At 66.6% G+C, this 14,981-nt stretch carries 13 protein-coding genes and 1 pseudogene; 3 read left to right on the plus strand and 11 right to left on the minus strand.

Features of this window, described 5'->3' with window-relative positions; genetic code table 11:
- Positions 1-100: 100 nt before the first annotated feature.
- Complete coding sequence (gene hrpB / locus AC0L4C_RS18750) at positions 101-2,542, plus strand: ATP-dependent helicase HrpB (RefSeq protein WP_473401257.1); 2,442 nt, start codon at positions 101-103, stop codon at positions 2,540-2,542.
- A 192-nt stretch (positions 2,543-2,734) separates the two neighbouring features.
- On the opposite strand, the gene AC0L4C_RS18755 is transcribed toward hrpB, so the two are convergent.
- The 5 genes from AC0L4C_RS18755 to phnC all read right to left on the minus strand — a co-directional run bounded on the left by AC0L4C_RS18755 (position 2,735) and on the right by phnC (position 8,043).
- The gene (locus tag AC0L4C_RS18755; protein WP_473401258.1) at positions 2,735-3,862 is read right to left on the minus strand and encodes an alpha-D-ribose 1-methylphosphonate 5-triphosphate diphosphatase; all 1,128 of its coding nucleotides are present in this window, start codon (positions 3,860-3,862) and stop codon (positions 2,735-2,737) included.
- A 115-nt stretch (positions 3,863-3,977) separates the two neighbouring features.
- Positions 3,978-5,333 carry a phosphonate ABC transporter, permease protein PhnE gene (gene phnE / locus AC0L4C_RS18760; protein WP_473401259.1) on the minus strand — a complete coding sequence of 452 codons (1,356 nt, stop codon included), beginning with the start codon at positions 5,331-5,333 and terminating at the stop codon, positions 3,978-3,980.
- A gap of 2 nt (positions 5,334-5,335) precedes the next feature.
- Positions 5,336-6,199: a phosphonate ABC transporter, permease protein PhnE gene (gene phnE / locus AC0L4C_RS18765; RefSeq protein WP_473401260.1), complete on the minus strand. Its 864-nt coding sequence runs from the start codon at positions 6,197-6,199 to the stop codon at positions 5,336-5,338.
- Between the two features lie 72 nt (positions 6,200-6,271).
- Positions 6,272-7,174 carry a phosphonate ABC transporter substrate-binding protein gene (phnD, locus tag AC0L4C_RS18770; protein ID WP_473401261.1) on the minus strand — a complete coding sequence of 301 codons (903 nt, stop codon included), beginning with the start codon at positions 7,172-7,174 and terminating at the stop codon, positions 6,272-6,274.
- Positions 7,175-7,218: 44 nt separating this feature from the next.
- The gene (gene phnC, locus AC0L4C_RS18775) at positions 7,219-8,043 is read right to left on the minus strand and encodes a phosphonate ABC transporter ATP-binding protein (RefSeq protein ID WP_473401262.1); all 825 of its coding nucleotides are present in this window, start codon (positions 8,041-8,043) and stop codon (positions 7,219-7,221) included.
- 435 nt (positions 8,044-8,478) lie between these two features.
- On the opposite strand from phnC, the gene AC0L4C_RS18780 reads away from it, so the two are divergent.
- Complete coding sequence (locus AC0L4C_RS18780; RefSeq protein ID WP_473401263.1) at positions 8,479-8,610, plus strand: hypothetical protein; 132 nt, start codon at positions 8,479-8,481, stop codon at positions 8,608-8,610.
- A complete protein-coding gene (locus AC0L4C_RS18785; protein WP_473401264.1) occupies positions 8,610-8,906 on the plus strand; it encodes an addiction module antidote protein in 297 nt (98 codons plus the stop codon). The genes AC0L4C_RS18780 and AC0L4C_RS18785 overlap by 1 nt, the downstream gene beginning before the upstream one ends.
- Positions 8,907-9,084: 178 nt before the next feature.
- Here the strand turns inward: AC0L4C_RS18785 and AC0L4C_RS18790 are convergent, their stop codons facing one another.
- The 6 genes and pseudogenes from AC0L4C_RS18790 to AC0L4C_RS18815 all read right to left on the minus strand — a co-directional run.
- Complete coding sequence (locus AC0L4C_RS18790) at positions 9,085-9,693, minus strand: DapH/DapD/GlmU-related protein (protein ID WP_473401265.1); 609 nt, start codon at positions 9,691-9,693, stop codon at positions 9,085-9,087.
- A complete protein-coding gene (phnL, locus tag AC0L4C_RS18795) occupies positions 9,690-10,394 on the minus strand; it encodes a phosphonate C-P lyase system protein PhnL (protein WP_473401266.1) in 705 nt (234 codons plus the stop codon). Before phnL ends, AC0L4C_RS18790 begins: the two co-directional genes overlap by 4 nt.
- A complete protein-coding gene (locus AC0L4C_RS18800) occupies positions 10,391-11,131 on the minus strand; it encodes a carbon-nitrogen hydrolase family protein (protein WP_473401267.1) in 741 nt (246 codons plus the stop codon). The genes phnL and AC0L4C_RS18800 overlap by 4 nt, the downstream gene beginning before the upstream one ends.
- Positions 11,132-11,293: 162 nt before the next feature.
- Positions 11,294-12,070 carry a phosphonate C-P lyase system protein PhnK gene (phnK, locus tag AC0L4C_RS18805; RefSeq protein WP_473401268.1) on the minus strand — a complete coding sequence of 259 codons (777 nt, stop codon included), beginning with the start codon at positions 12,068-12,070 and terminating at the stop codon, positions 11,294-11,296.
- 327 nt (positions 12,071-12,397) lie between these two features.
- Positions 12,398-13,276, minus strand: a complete 879-nt coding sequence (locus AC0L4C_RS18810; RefSeq protein ID WP_473401269.1) for an alpha-D-ribose 1-methylphosphonate 5-phosphate C-P-lyase PhnJ — start codon at positions 13,274-13,276, stop codon at positions 12,398-12,400.
- 612 nt (positions 13,277-13,888) lie between these two features.
- Positions 13,889-14,980, minus strand: a pseudogene (locus tag AC0L4C_RS18815) (carbon-phosphorus lyase complex subunit); the annotation flags it as partial.
- Between the last annotated feature and the right edge of the window lies 1 nt (position 14,981).

A 14,981-nucleotide genomic window follows, 5' to 3' on the forward strand; every position in this document is an offset into this window, starting at 1 on the left:
CAAGTATGGAGGCAGCGGTTCAAATACGACTTTTGGATGACAATTGCAGTATGGCAACAGGTTTCAAATGACAGGGCAATGAAATGAGGATGACGCGACAGTGACGCCCTTCGCTGATGTCTTGCCGATTGACGATGCCCTGCCCGGTCTGCTGGCGGCGCTGGCAGCCGGGCCGTTTGCTGTCCTCGTGGCGCCGCCCGGCGCCGGCAAGACGACCCGCGTGCCGCTGGCGCTGCTGGAGGCGACCTGGCGCGGCGATGGCCGCATCATCATGCTCGAACCGCGCCGGCTGGCCGCCCGCGCCGCCGCCCGGCGCATGGCCGGGAGCCTCGGTGAGGCCGTCGGCGACCGGGTCGGTTACCGGGTGCGGCTGGACGCGAAAGTCAGCAAGGCGACGCGCATCGAGGTGGTCACCGAGGGCGTCTTCACCCGCATGCTGCTGGACGATCCGGAGCTTTCCGGCGTCGCAGCGGTGATCTTTGACGAGTTCCATGAACGCAGCCTCGATGGTGATCTGGGGCTGGCCTTGGCGCTCGACGCCGCGGCGCTGCGCGAGGACCTGCGCGTGCTGGTGATGTCGGCCACCATCGATGGCGCCCGGGTCGCGCGGCTGCTCGACGGCGCGCCGGTGATCGAAAGCCTCGGCCGCGCGTTTCCCGTCGACACCCGGCATCTCGACCGCGATCCGCTGCGCAAGCTCGAGGAGCAGGTGGCGTCTGCGGTGCTCGAAGCCCTGCGCAGCGATCCCGGCTCGGTGCTGGTCTTCCTGCCCGGCCAGGCCGAAATCCGGCGCACTGCCGCGCATCTGGCCGACCGCCTGCCGGCCGATGTCGAGATTGCCCCGCTCTATGGCCAGCTCTCGCCGCAGGAGCAGGACCGGGCCATCGCCCCGGCCCCGCCCGGCCGCCGCAAGGTGGTGCTGGCGACCTCGATTGCCGAAACCTCGCTGACCATCGAGGGCGTCCGCATCGTCGTCGACAGCGGCTTTGCCCGCGTCCCCGCCTATGAGCCCGCCACCGGACTGACGACGCTGGAGACCCGCCGCGTCTCGCGCGCCAGCGCCGACCAGCGTCGCGGCCGCGCCGGACGCACCGAGCCCGGCATCTGCTATCGCCTCTGGAGCGAGGGCCAGACCGCCGCCCTCGCCGCCTTCGATACGCCGGAGATCCTCGGCGCCGATCTCTCCGGTCTGGCGCTCGATCTTGCCAGCTGGGGGGTCAGCGACCCCGGGGCGCTGCGCTTCCTCGATCCGCCGCCGGGACCGGCCTGGACCGAAGCCGTCAACCTCCTCGTCTCGCTCGAAGCGCTCGATGCCGGTGGCCGCATCACCGCGGAAGGTCAGGCGCTGGCCCGCCTGCCGCTGCATCCCCGCCTCGCCCATATGGTGCACCGCGCCGCCGCAGAGGGCGACGCCACGACCGCCGCCGAACTGGCCGTGCTGCTCTCGGAACGCGGACTGGGCGGCGATGGCACGGATATCGCGCACCGGCTGTCGCGCTTCCGCTCGGAACGCGGTCCGCGCGCCGACGAGGCCCGCAAGCTGGCGCAACGCTGGGCAAAGCTCGCCGGCGGCGCCTCCGGACGTTCCGAAGACGTCGGGCGGCATCTGGCCCGCGCCTATCCGGACCGGGTGGCGCAGGCAGCCGGGGCGCGCGGCCGCTTCCGGCTGGCCAATGGCCGTGGTGCCGCCGTCGACGAAACGGACGCGCTGGCACGAGCGCCCTATCTCGTTGTCGCCGACGTCACCGGCTCGGCCGCCAATGGCCGCATCCGCGCCGCCGCCGAGATCGACCGCGCGACTATCGAGGAGCTCTTTTCCGGCCAGATCACCGACGCGGAGACGCTGAGCTTCGATGCCGGCTCGAAATCGGTACGGGCGCGACAGGTCAAATCCCTCGGCGCCTTGCGGCTCGGCGATGCGCCGTCCAAAATCACCGATGTGGCGCAGGCAGCCGCCCTCTTTGCCGAGCACATGACGGGCAATGTCGCTGCCCTGCCCTGGTCGAAGGACCAGAAGGCGCTGCGGGCGCGCTCGACCTATCTGCACCAGCATATTGGTGGCGACTGGCCCGATCTCTCCGATGCGGGGCTGGCGCAGCCCGGCTGGATCGCCGCCATGGGCGTTTCGGCGCTGAGCGAGGTGTCGGGCAACCACCTGGACGCCGCGCTCGCCACCCTGCTGCCATGGTCGCAACGGGCCGAGATCGAAAAACTGCTGCCCAGCCATTTCCATGCGCCGTCCGGCTCGCACCTGCCGATCGACTACGCCGCCGAAAACGGTCCCGCGCTGGAAGTGCGGGTGCAGGAGCTGTTCGGGCTCAAGGCACACCCGGCAGTGGGCGGCGGCAAGATCCCGCTGCTGCTGGTGCTGCTGTCGCCGGCCCATCGCCCGATCCAGACGACGCGCGACCTGCCCGGTTTCTGGGCCGGCAGCTGGACGGACGTCGCCAAGGACCTGCGCGGTCGCTATCCCCGGCACTTCTGGCCCGACGACCCGGCGCGATCGGCCGCCACCAGCCGCGCCAAACCCCGCGGGACGTGAGTGTTTGGGGGCAAGTCTCCCCTCTCTGCTGCGACGAACTCACTGCGTTCGCAAGTCTCGCGTCTCTCCCGCAAGGGGAGAGAGGGTTCGAAAGCCGATATCTCTCAGTCGGGACCTCTCCCCCCTTGAGGGAGAGAAAGCGAGACTTGGGCCCGCGAGGGCCTTCGTCGCGGCAAGAGAGGGGGACGGCCTCTAGATGACCCGCAGCCCCTCGCGCCACACCGTCCGCACCATCGGCAGGCCGAGTTCGGCATTGACCCGCACCAGGTCGGCGCGCTTGCCGGCGGCGATGACGCCGCGGTCGGTGAAGCCGGCGGCTTCGGCGGGGTGGCGCGTCACCATGGCGACGGCGGCGGGCAGCTCGATGATGTCGTCGAAGGCGAAGATCGCCTGCATCAGACTGAACGGCACATAGTCGGACGAGAGGATGTCGAGCAGCCCCTCGGCTGCCAGTTCGCGAGCCGAGACATTGCCTGAATGCGAGCCGCCGCGTACCACATTGGGGGCGCCCATCAGGATCGCCATGTTGCCGTCACGCGAGGCGCGGGCCGCTTCGAGGCTGGTGGGAAATTCGGCAATGCGGATGCCGAGGGCGCGGGCGTCGGCGACCTGCTCGACCGTGGCGTCGTCGTGGCTGGCCAGCACGATGCCCAGTTCGGCGGCACGGCGGGAGATGACATCTCGGTTGGGCGCCGCGAACTCCGCCGACTCGCGGGTGCGCGTTTCGGCGAACAGCTCGAACTCGGCATCCGACAGGCGTTTCTTCTTCTGGTAGTAGTTCCGGTAGGCGTCCATCGAGGCGAACTGGCGCTGGCCGGGAGAGTGATCCATCAGCGAGATCAGCCGCACCCGGCTGTCGCCCTCGAACGGCAGGAAGCTTTCGAGGCAGTTCGGCGCTGCCACCTCGCAACGCAGGTGGATGTGATGCTCGGCCCGCAGCCGCCCGGAATTCATGCCCAGGTGGATGGCTTCGCCCAGCGTCCGGAAATCCTCCGCCGTCATGCCGTCATCGGTATTGAGGCCGACGCGCAGCGCATCGAGCACGGTGGTGATGCCCGAGGCGGCGACCTGGGAGTCATGGGCCTGCACCGAGGCCAGCGCGTTCCAGCGCACGCCGGGGCGCGGCGCGTAGTGGCCCTCCATATGGTCGGTGTGCAGCTCGACCAGACCGGGCAGCAGAAAATCGCCCTCGAGGTCCTCGCCGGTGGCCCTGCCGTCGCCGATCTCGGCGATCAGCCCGTCGCGCAGCACGAGGTGGCCCTCAAGGATGCGATCGGCAAGGACAATGCGGGCGTTGCTCAGGACCTGTTCGGCAGCCAAGTGTGAAATCTCCAGATGCGGGTTCGGGGCTCTAGCGGCACTCTGTGACAGGAAGACGACGCGCCTGGCCAGTGCAACGTGCCGATCAGGCCCGAGCGCCGCCCTGACCGGTTCGTCAGTGACGCGCCTCGTCGCCCTTGATCAGCTTGCGGCGGGCCCAGCCCGACAGGGCGTCCATGGCCATGACCATCAGCACGATGAGAATGATGTAGTAGGTCACCTCTTCCCAGTCTTTCTGCGTGGCAATGGCCTGGGTCAGCAGCAGCCCGATACCACCGCCGACGATGGCGCCGATCACCGTTGCCGACCGGGTATTGGACTCGAAGTAGTAGAGCAACTGGCTGAGCAGCACCGGCACGATCTGCGGCATGACGCCGAAGCGGTGCCGCTGCAGGGCATTGGCGCCGGTCGAGCGGACGCCCTCGATCTGCTTGTCGTCGACATTTTCCAGCGCCTCGGAGAACAGCTTGCCGAAGGTACCGGTGTCGGTGAGCAGGATAGCCAGCGCCCCGGTCAGCGGTCCCGGACCGAAGGCGCGCGACAGGATGATGGTCCAGATGAGGCCGTCGACGCCGCGCAGCACGTCGAAGACGCGCCGCAGGGCGAAGCGCAAGGTTCGCGCCGGCGAGAAGTTCGACGCGGCAAAGAAGGCCAGCGGCAGGGCGACGAGACCCGCACCGAACGTGCCGAGAAAAGCCATGAGCACCGTTTCGAACAAGGCCCACGCGACATCGCCATGCCGCCACATGCGGTTGTTCCAGAACTCGCTGGCCATGGCGACGATGTTGGGCTGCCCGGCCACCAGTTCATTGCCGGATACGGCGAGCGCGACAAGTTCGCCGAAGCTCTTGCCGTAGAACGGGCTGTCGAGAGTGAAAAAGAACAGCTCCCAGCCGGTCTCGTAGCGGAACACTTCCGATTTCGAGCGCGTCACCTGCACGCGGCCCGACGGCATGACCAGCGAGACACGGGTGTTCGAGGCGCTGATCCAGTCGGGCGTCCCGGCGCTCGGCAGCGTCAGCTTGATGGCGCCATCGACGGCGGCAATGGTCACCAGCCCGTAGTGAGGAGCGTCGACGGTTACCGTCTCGCCGCGGAACTGCACCTTGGTGCCGTCCTCCAGCGCAACATCGGCATCGGTGCCGTAGAGCGTCACCCAGTCGGGGGCCACGCCCTGGGCATAGCTGCCCTTGTTCTCGCCTTCGATGGCGACACTGATCTCACCCGAGCGGTTGTCGCGGGTGACATGGGTCTTGAAGCTGTAGGCATCGGCCAGCAGGATGCGGGCATTCTCCGGCCGCGCCCGCTCGGCAATGCCGGCAATGTCGAAGCTGATGAAGATGTAGCCGAGATAGGCGAGGATCAGCAGCGGGATGCCGATGCTGACGAGGCGCTTGCGGCCAAAATGGCTGACGGCGGCGGCGCGCAGGTCGAAGACGGTTTCGGTCGCAGTGCTCTGTGCAGCGGTCATGCTCAGTTCCCCCGCACAAGGCGATTGCGGTAAAGGCTCGAGAGCTGGTCGACGACGATGATGGTGACCAGCAGCAGCAGGAAGATGGCGGCGACTTCGTCATAGCGGCCCTTGCCCCAGCTCAGGGCATTGCGCAGGTCGTAGCCGATGCCGCCCGAGCCGACGAAGCCGAGGATGGCGGAGGCGCGGATATTGATCTCGAAGCGCAGCAGCGCGTAGCTGAGAAAGTTCGGCGCCACTTGTGGCACCACGGCAAACCACATGCGCTGCAGCCAGGTCGAACCGACCGATGCCAGGCCCTCAACGGGCCGGAGATCGGCATTCTCGTTGACCTCGGAGAAGAGCTTGCCCAGCGCACCGGTGGTGTGAAAGGCAATGGCAATCATGGCCGCAACCGGCCCGCCACCCAGCACAAAGATCAGCACCAGCGCCACCACCACCTCGGGCACGGCGCGGCTGATATCCATGATCCGGCGGAACACCGGGATCAGCAACGGCCAGCGGGCCAGGCCGCGCGTCGCCAGCAACGAGATCAGTACCGCCAGCAGCCCGCCAACCAGGGTCGAGGCGGCGGCGATATTGATGGTCTCGACCAGCGAGGGGAAATACTTGACCAGGTGGCCGGGCAGGTTGGCCGATTTCTCGAACGCCTCGGCGATCAGCTCGGTGGGAAAATCGAAAAGCCTGGGCAGGCCGTCCCAGAAACCACCGGCATTGCGCTCGTCGGCCAGCATGAAGCCGGAGACAAGCAGCAGCGCGAAGATCGCCACCAGCAGACCCGAATAGAGCCGCCGGCGCTGCAGGTCTTCGACATAGCTGCCGCGGATACCGGGTGGACGCGGCAGGCTGGCGGAGGTTTCGGACATTGTGTGTCGGCCCCGTACAAATAATGGCCGGGCACCATCACGGTGCCCGGCCCTGGCTCGTTTGAGCCGACCTTAGTTCTCCTGCGACAGGCGCAGGTCGATCATGGTCTGGTAGGCGTCATGGGTGATCGGCGCGAAACCGGCCGTGTCGCCAGCGGCCATGTTGTAGGCGCACTGCTTGTCCTTGGCATGCAGGCCGGACAGGAACTCGACCATCTTGGTCTTGACGTCGTCGGGCAGTGCGCGGCGCAGCACGATGGGGCCTTCCGGGATCGGCTTGGACTTCCAGATTTCCACCAGGTCGTTCATGTCGACCAGGCCCGAGTCCACGGCCTTGCGCAGCGCGCCGGAATTGTAGCCGTCGGCCCAGTCGCCCTGGCCGTCGGCCCAGGTGACGCCGCCATCGACATCGCCGTTGTTGACGGCAACGATGGTCTGCTCGTGACCGCCGGTGAAGCGGACTTCGCCGAAATAGTCGCCGCTTTCCATGGTGGCGCCGATTTCCTTGGGGATTTCGACGGAGGGGATGAGGTAGCCCGAAGTCGAGTTCGGATCACCGAAGCCGAACACCCTGCCCTTCATGTCGGCCAGCGACTTGATGCCGGAGTCGGCGCGGGCGAAACCGATCGAGTGATAGGCAAACGAGCCGTCGAGATTGGTCTTGACCAGCACGACGTCGACCGCTTCCGGATCGGTGATGTAGGTCTTGGCATAGGCCGAGGCGCCGAGCCAGGCCATGTCGATGGTGCCGCCGAGCAGGCCCTGGATGACGCCGTCATAGTCGGCGGGCGTGAAGATCTTGGTGGGGACGCCAAGCAGTTCCTCGGTGTAGGCGCGGACGCATTCGTTCGAGGTCAGGCGGTCCTGGGCGTTCTCGCCGCCGAGGATGCCGATGCGGAATTCGGTGATATCCTGGGCGAAGGCCGGGACGACCATCGTCGACGTGAGCAGCAGCGCTGCAACAAGCTTCTTCATTTCAACTCTCCGATAGGGGAAACCCCGAAAACGGGGCGGTGTCGTCAAACTGCCAGTGCGACGTCTGGTTTGCTGAAGCCGCTGATGCGGCTGAGGGATTCGATGCTCGTGGAGGTGGCCTCCTCCGAGAAATCGGCGTCGGCGCCGTAGATTTCGCGCGCCACGCTGGTGGTCAGTTCCTCGGCCTTGCCGTCGAAGACGATGCGGCCGGCGCGCATCCCGATGACCCGGTCGCAATAGCGGCGGGCGGTATCGAGCGTGTGCAGGTTGCAGATGACCATGCGTCCGTCCTCGTCATGGATGCGCCGCAGCGTGTCCATGACGACCTGGGCGTTCATCGGATCGAGGGAGGCGATCGGCTCGTCCGCCAGAATGATGCGCGGGTCCTGCATCAGCGCCCGGGCGATGCCGACGCGCTGCTGCTGGCCGCCCGACAGCGCCTCGGCACGCTTGGCGCCATGCTCGGAAATGCCAAGGCGCTCCAGAATGTCGATGGCGGCGTAGATGTCGTCGCGCTGGAACAGGTTGAGCACCGTGCGCAGGGTCGAGCGCTGGTTGAGGCGGCCGAACATCACATTGGTGATCACGTCGAGCCGCGGCACCAGGTTGAACTGCTGGAAGATCATGGCGCAGTCGCGCTGCCAGCTGCGCAGCTCCCTGCCGCGCAACGCCGACACCTGCACGCCATCGAAGTGGATCGCGCCATCCGAAACATCGGTCAGCCGGTTGACCATGCGCAACAGTGTCGACTTGCCGGCGCCGGAGCGCCCGATAATGCCGACCATCTGGCCGGCGGGGATTTCAAGCGTGACGCCATCAACCGCAGTCTTGGCGCCGAAGCGTCGTGACACCCCGGAAATCTTCAGCATGGACCGTCCCCCGTCCGTGATCGACGGGATCAAGAGTTAAGTCGGTTGCGCGACCTGCGTGTGAAGATTGGATGACGGGTCTGTGACAGTGGAAAAGCCGCTGCGTCTCCGGCGCAAGCCTTTGAGACGGCAGCGTTATGCGCTGCGATGCGCATGGCACGACCCGGTGCGTCCCCAAACCATTGCGTAAATCGTTGAGGGCATTGTCGCGTTCGCCACGCCCTATCCCCCGCACCGTCATCCTCGGGCCCGACCCGAGGACCCAGCCCTCCCCAGTCACCGGCATACCCTTGCCACCGGGCTAATCGTCGTCTATAAACTACACATGCTCGAGCTCAGACAGACCGAGACGTTCCGGAAGTGGCGGTCTGCGCTCAAGGACGTCCGGGCCCGGGCGATCATTGCCTCCCGGCTTGATCGGTTGCGCTGGGGCATATGGGCGACGTCGAGGTCTATTTCCAGAAGCGCGGCGATACGATCGTTGTCCTGCTGTGCGGGGGCGACAAGAGTTCGCAGGCAAGAGACATCAAGGCGGCGCGGCAACTTGCTGGCACATGGACAGGCTGATGAACGAGAAGCTGACGACTTATGATCCAGCGGAAGACCTGGGATCGGCCGAGGCCGTCACGGTGTTCATGGAGAAGGCCTTCAAGACTGAAGACGCGGCCTACATCGCACATGCGCTTGGTGTCGTGGCCCGCGCCAGAGGCATGACGCAGATTTCGCGGGAAACCGGGCTGTCGCGCGAGCAGCTCTACCGGTCCTTCAGCGAGAACGGCAATCCAACCGTCAAGACTACGATCGCGGTGATGAAGGCACTGGGCATCGAACTGACCGCCAAGGCGCAGTCCGACCTCGTCTAGCCTGGCACAGCCCCACCCCCACCACCGTCATCCTCGGGCTCGACCCGAGGACCCATCCCTCCCCAGTCACCGGCCAGACCAGACTGGTTCCTCGGGTCAAGCCCGAGGATGACGGAGCGTGGGGGTGATCAGGGACGAGGCTCTGGGCAACGCGCACATGCCCCGCGCAGACTCACCCCTACTCGTACTTCTCCAGAAAGGCCTCGATCTCGAGCGTGCGGAAATCCTCGAGCGCGCCGCGCAGGCGGGCGTGGTCCCAGTCCCACCAGGCGAGCTCCAGCAGCCGCGCCGCGATGGCGTCGGGGAAGCGCTGCTTGATGGTTCTCGCCGGCACCCCGACGGCAATGGCGAAGTCGGCGACGTCCCTGGTCACCACGGCGCCCGAGCCGATGATGGCGCCGGTGCCGATGCGGATGCCGGGCATGACGATGGCGCCATGACCGATCCAGGTGTCGTGGCCTATCGAAATCGGGGTCGCGGCGCGCCAGTCGAAGAAGCTCTGGTCGTCCTCGGCGTCGTCAAAATACCAGCTCGAGCGGTAGGTGAAGTGGTGCAGCGAGGCGCGCTGCTGCGGGTGCATGCTGGCATAGATGCGCACATGGGCAGCAATGTTGGAAAACTTGCCGATACTGGCATAGGCGATCTGGGTGTTCTCGACGCAATAGGAATAGTCGCCGAGGCTGGCATGGGCGACATGGCAGCCGGCGCCGACCTCGGTATATTTGCCGAGCACGGCGTCGGTGACGCTGGCGGTGGGATGGATGAGCGGCGTCTCGGAGAGTTTCATGCGGCCTGCCGGGGTGCGAAGGCGGTGACGTCGACGACGCGGTCGGCCACCTGGGCGCGCACCTCCTCGTCATGAAAAATGCCGAGCAGCGCCGTCCCCGCGGCTTTCTTTTCAGCGATCATCTCGACCACCACGGCGCGGTTGGTGGCATCGAGCGAGGCGGTCGGCTCGTCGCAGAGCAGCACCGGATGGTCGGTGATGAAGCCGCGCGCGATGTTGACCCGCTGCTGCTCGCCGCCCGAAAACGTCGCCGGCGGCAGTGACCACAGCCGCTCGGGCAGGTTGAGGCGGGCCAGCAGTGCCGCCGCCCGGCCCCGTGCCGCTTCGCGCTCTATGCCGCGGCTGACCAGCGGCTCGGCCACCACGTCGAGCGTCGAGACGCGCGGCACGGTGCGCAGGAACTGGCTGACATAACCGATGGTGTCGCGGCGCAGGCCGATGACGGTGCGGGGGCTGGCTGTCGCCAGGTCGACCCAGTCGCCATGATGCAGCAGCCGGATGGCGCCGCCGTCGACGCCGTAATTGCCATAGACCATCTTGAGCAGCGAACTTTTGCCGGCCCCCGATGGCCCGCCGAGCACCACGCATTCGCCCGCCACCACCTCAAAATTCACATGCTCCACCACCGGCAGCACAATGCCGTCGCGCAGATGCATGGTGAAGGATTTTTCGACATCGGAGACGGAGAGGAGCGTGGTCATTCGTGAACCTCGTGAGGCAGATCGAAAAGTAGCAGGCCGGGCGCATCGAGCGGCAGTTGCGCCACCACTTCGCCGGCGGGATTGAGTATCGCCGTCGGCCCCCAGGCGACGCGGCCGTCGCGGGTGCCGGTGACATCAGCAGAGATCAGCCACAGGCCAGTCTCGCGGCAGCGCTCGCCACGCGCCGCGTTGTGCCGGTCCTTCCAGATCTCGGCGCGATCGGCAGGCATCATGTTGTTGGCGGGGCGGACGATCAACGATGCGCCAGCCTCGCGCAGCTGCTTGGCAGCCGGCGGGAAATTGGTATCGAAACAGATGTTGATGCCGAAGCGCAGTCCGCCGACGTCGAAGGTCGGACTTTCCGCGCCAGCCGTGAAGAGGCGCTCGCCTTCGAGCAGGTTGACCTTGCGATAGCGGCCGATGAGCCCGCCCTCCGCGATGACTGCGGCCGTATTGTAGATCGCGTCGCCATCCCGCTCGACAAGGCCGAGTACGATGGTGAGGCCGGGACGCGACAGGTGGGCCGCGATGACCTTGAACTCAGCAGAGTCCAACTCCATCGCCACGCTATGTGCCAGAGTATCTGTCAGGTAACCCTGCAAGTATCCCTCGGGGAAGCAGAGCAGCGCCGCGCCTTCGGCCACTGCCGCGTCGGCGACGCTCTCCGCCCAGTCGAGGGCAGCGGCGACTTCGTTGCGGAACTCCGGCGTCTGGGCACCGGCGATGCGGATTGTCATGACCCGTACCTTTTAGGGACGACCGAACTCCCCCTCATCCGCCCTGTCGGGCACCTTCTCCCACGAGGGGAGAAGGCGACCACGGAGAGTTCAGCGCACGCCTTCTCCCTTGATGGGAGAAGGTGGCCGAAGGCCGGATGAGGGTGATGGAGGGCCACCGCTCTACACCTGCAAAATCGAGCTGACGAGCAGCTGCGTATAGGGTTCGCGCGGGTCGTCGAGCACGCGGTCGGTCAGGCCCTGTTCGATCACCTTGCCGTCCTTCATCACCATCATGCGGTGGCTCAGCAGCCGCGCCACGGCGAGATCATGAGTGACGACGATGGCCGCCAGCCCCAGATCGGCGACCAGCCCGCGCAGCAGGTCGAGCAGCCGCGCCTGCACCGAGACGTCGAGGCCACCGGTCGGCTCGTCCATGAACACCAGCCGCGGATTGGTGACGAGATTGCGGGCGATCTGCAGCCGCTGCCGCATGCCGCCGGAAAAGCTGCGCGGCTCGTCGTCGACGCGGTCCTCGGCAATCTCGACGCGCCCGAGCCATTCGATGGCGGTGGAGCGGATATGGCCGTAGTGCCGGTCGCCCACGGCCATCATGCGCTCGCCGACATTGGCGCCGGCCGACACCGCCATGCGCAGCCCGTCGGCCGGGTTCTGATGCACAAAACCCCAGTCGGTCCGCATCAGGAAGCGACGCTCGGCCTCGCTGAGCTCGTAGAGATTGCGCCAGCTCTCGTCACGCATCCGGTACTCGGCCCGGCCGCCGCTCGGCTCGAGCCGGGTGGACAGGCAGTTGAGCAGCGTCGTCTTGCCCGAACCGCTCTCGCCCACCACCGCCAGCACTTCGCCGGGCCAGAGCTCGAACGACACGTCGGCGCAGCCAATGCGGCTGCCATAGGTCTTGGAGAGGTTGGTGACGCGAAGAAGGGGTTCGTCAGTCATTTGCATTGCTCCGCGCTGTCGCTGTCGCTCCCTTCCCCCTTGAGGGGAGGGGCTGGGGCTGGGGGTCCATCGGCGTGCCACCGCACCACCCCCACCCTCGATCCCTCCCCTCAAGGGGGAGGAAGGCGCTAACACCGGAGTGCGTGGAAGAGAGGCTCGAGGCAGACGCTACGCCCCCTCCACCATGCTCCGCATGGTCCCCCTCCCCCGTTTCGCGGGTGAGGATCAGCTGTGGCGCGATCTCTCCATGATCCTCCCCTGCGAAGCGGGGGAGGGGGACCACCCGGAGGGTGGTGGAGGGGGCATGCCGATGCTCAGGAGCGATCATCATTCCGCCGCCTCCAGCGGATGTCCCGCCAGCGCGCCACGATGCCCGTCGGCGCGGCGGTCCTCGCAATTGTCGGTGTCGGAGCAGACGAACATGTGCCCGCCCTGGTCATCGAGGATGACCTCGTCGAGATAGACGCCCTCGGCGCCACAGAGCGCGCAGGGCTGCTCGAACTGCTGGATCTCGAACGGGTGGTCCTCGAAATCGAGGCTGACCACTTCGGTGTAGGGCGGCACCGCGTAGATGCGCTTTTCGCGCCCTGCCCCGAACAGCTGCAGCGCCTCGGACATGTGCATCTTGGGGTTGTCGAATTTCGGCGTCGGCGAGGGGTCCATGACGTAGCGGCCCTCGACCTTGACCGGATAGGCATAGGTCGTGGCAATGCGGCCGTGCCGCGCGATGTCCTCGTAGAGCTTGACGTGCATCAGCCCGTATTCCTCCAGCGCATGCATCTTGCGCGTTTCGGTCTCGCGCGGTTCGAGGAAGCGCAAGGGCTCGGGGATCGGCACCTGGTAGACCAGCACCTGCCCCTCGTGCAGCGGCTTTTCGGGAATGCGGTGCCGGGTCTGGATGATGCTGGCGTCGGCGGTGTGCGTGGTCACCGCGACATTGGCCACCTTGGCAAAGAAGGCCCGGATCGACACCGCATTGGTGGTGTCGTCGGCGCCCTGGTCGATGACCTTGAGCACGTCGTCCGGCCCGATGATCGCCGCCGTCACCTGCACCCCGCCGGTGCCCCAGCCATAGGGCATCGGCATCTCGCGGCTGGCAAACGGCACCTGATAGCCGGGAATGGCAATCGCCTTGAGGATCGCCCGCCGGATCATCCGCTTGGTCTGCTCGTCGAGATAGGCAAAATTGTAGGTCGGGGCGGTCACAGCGGATACCTCTCGAATTGGGCGCGGGTGAACTGAGACCTATTGCAACAACGACACCTCAACCGGCGCTCGCACTCCCCTCCCCCTTGCGGGGAGGGGCTGGGGGTGGGGGTCCATCGGCGACACACTGAACCACCCCCTCCCTCAATCCCTCCCCTCAAGGGGGAGGGAGGCGAAAACACCGAACGCGAGGACGTTGAAGAGGCCGTGTATTGCATCCGTCTGCACCAGCGACACCTCAACCGGCGCCCGAACTCCCCTCCCCCTTGAGGGGAGGGGCCGGGGGTGGGGGTCCATCGGCGTCGCACTGAGCCACCCCCTCCCTCCATCCCTCCCCCCTGGGGGGAGGGATGGAGGGAGGCGAGAGAGCCGCGCGCAACGAGGTTGAAGCGAGAGGCACCCCCGCAGTCCGCGACCCGCTCATTCCGCTGCCTCCTGGGAAGCTGGCTCGGTCTTGCCTGGTCCACCGGCCGGCACCTCCCCCCTTGCGGGGGAGGATGGGTGGGGGGGAGCGGTGGGCACGGAGAGTGCGTCACCCCCCTCCCCAACCCTCCCCGCAAGGGGGAGGGTGTCTGCCGGAGCGTCGGGCGCGCCGGTGGCTACCAGGCGATCGTCGTCTTCTGCTTGCGCCGCCTCGTACTCGCCGCGCATCCGCCGCACGAGATCGAGCTCGGCCTGGAAGTCGACATAATGCGGCAGCTTCAGGTGCTCGACAAAGCCGGTGGCCTGCACGTTGTCGCAATGGCTGATGACGAATTCCTCGTCCTGGGCGATGCCCTTCAAATCCTCGCCGAACTCGCGGGCCCGCAATGCCCGATCCACCAGCGACATCGACATCGCCTTGCGCTCGGCCTGGCCGAAGGCGAGGCCGTAGCCGCGGGTGAACTGCGGCGGCACCTTGGCGCTGCCCTTGAACTGGTTGACCATCTGGCACTCGGTCACCTTGATGCGACCGAGCGACACCGGAAAGCCGAGCTCGGGAATGTCGAGCTCCACCTCGACCTCGCCGATACGGATTTCACCGACAAAGGGGTGCGAGCGGGCATAGCCGCGCTGGGTGGAATAGGCGAGCGAGAGCAGGAAACCCTCGTCGCCGCGCGCCAGTGCCTGCAGGCGCAGATCGCGGTCCAGCGGGAACTCCAGCGGCTCGCGCGTCAGATCGCCGATGGCGTCGTTCATATCGGCTTCATCAACGTGGCCGAAATCTGGCTCAATCAAGCCCTCGCCATTGAGCAGGTCAGTGACACGCGGCGTATTTTCGTCGTCGCTGACGGCTGACTCGGGCGCTTCGGTCAGCCCCTCGAGCAGGCTGGGGTCGAGCAGGCGATGCGTATAGTCGAACGTCGGGCCGAGCACCTGGCCGCCCGGCAGGTCCTTGAAGGTGGCTGAAATACGCCGCTCGATCAGCATCGTGCCGGTGTCGATCGGGGTCGAGTAGCCGAAGCGCGGCAGCGTGGTGCGATAGGCGCGAACGAGGAAGATCGCCTCGATCAGATCGCCGCGCGCCTGCACGATGGCGAGCGCCGCCAGCTCCTTGTCATAGAGCGAGCCCTCGCCCATCGCCCGGTCGACGGCCAGCCCAAGCTGTTGAACGATCTGGTCAATCCGCAGCGCCGGGACCGCGCGGTCGCCGCGCCGGCGATCGGCGAGCAGTCTGTGGGCATTGGCAATGGCGGCCTCGCCACCCTTGACGGCAACATACATG

This window comes from Devosia sp. J20-27 (assembly GCF_055808595.1).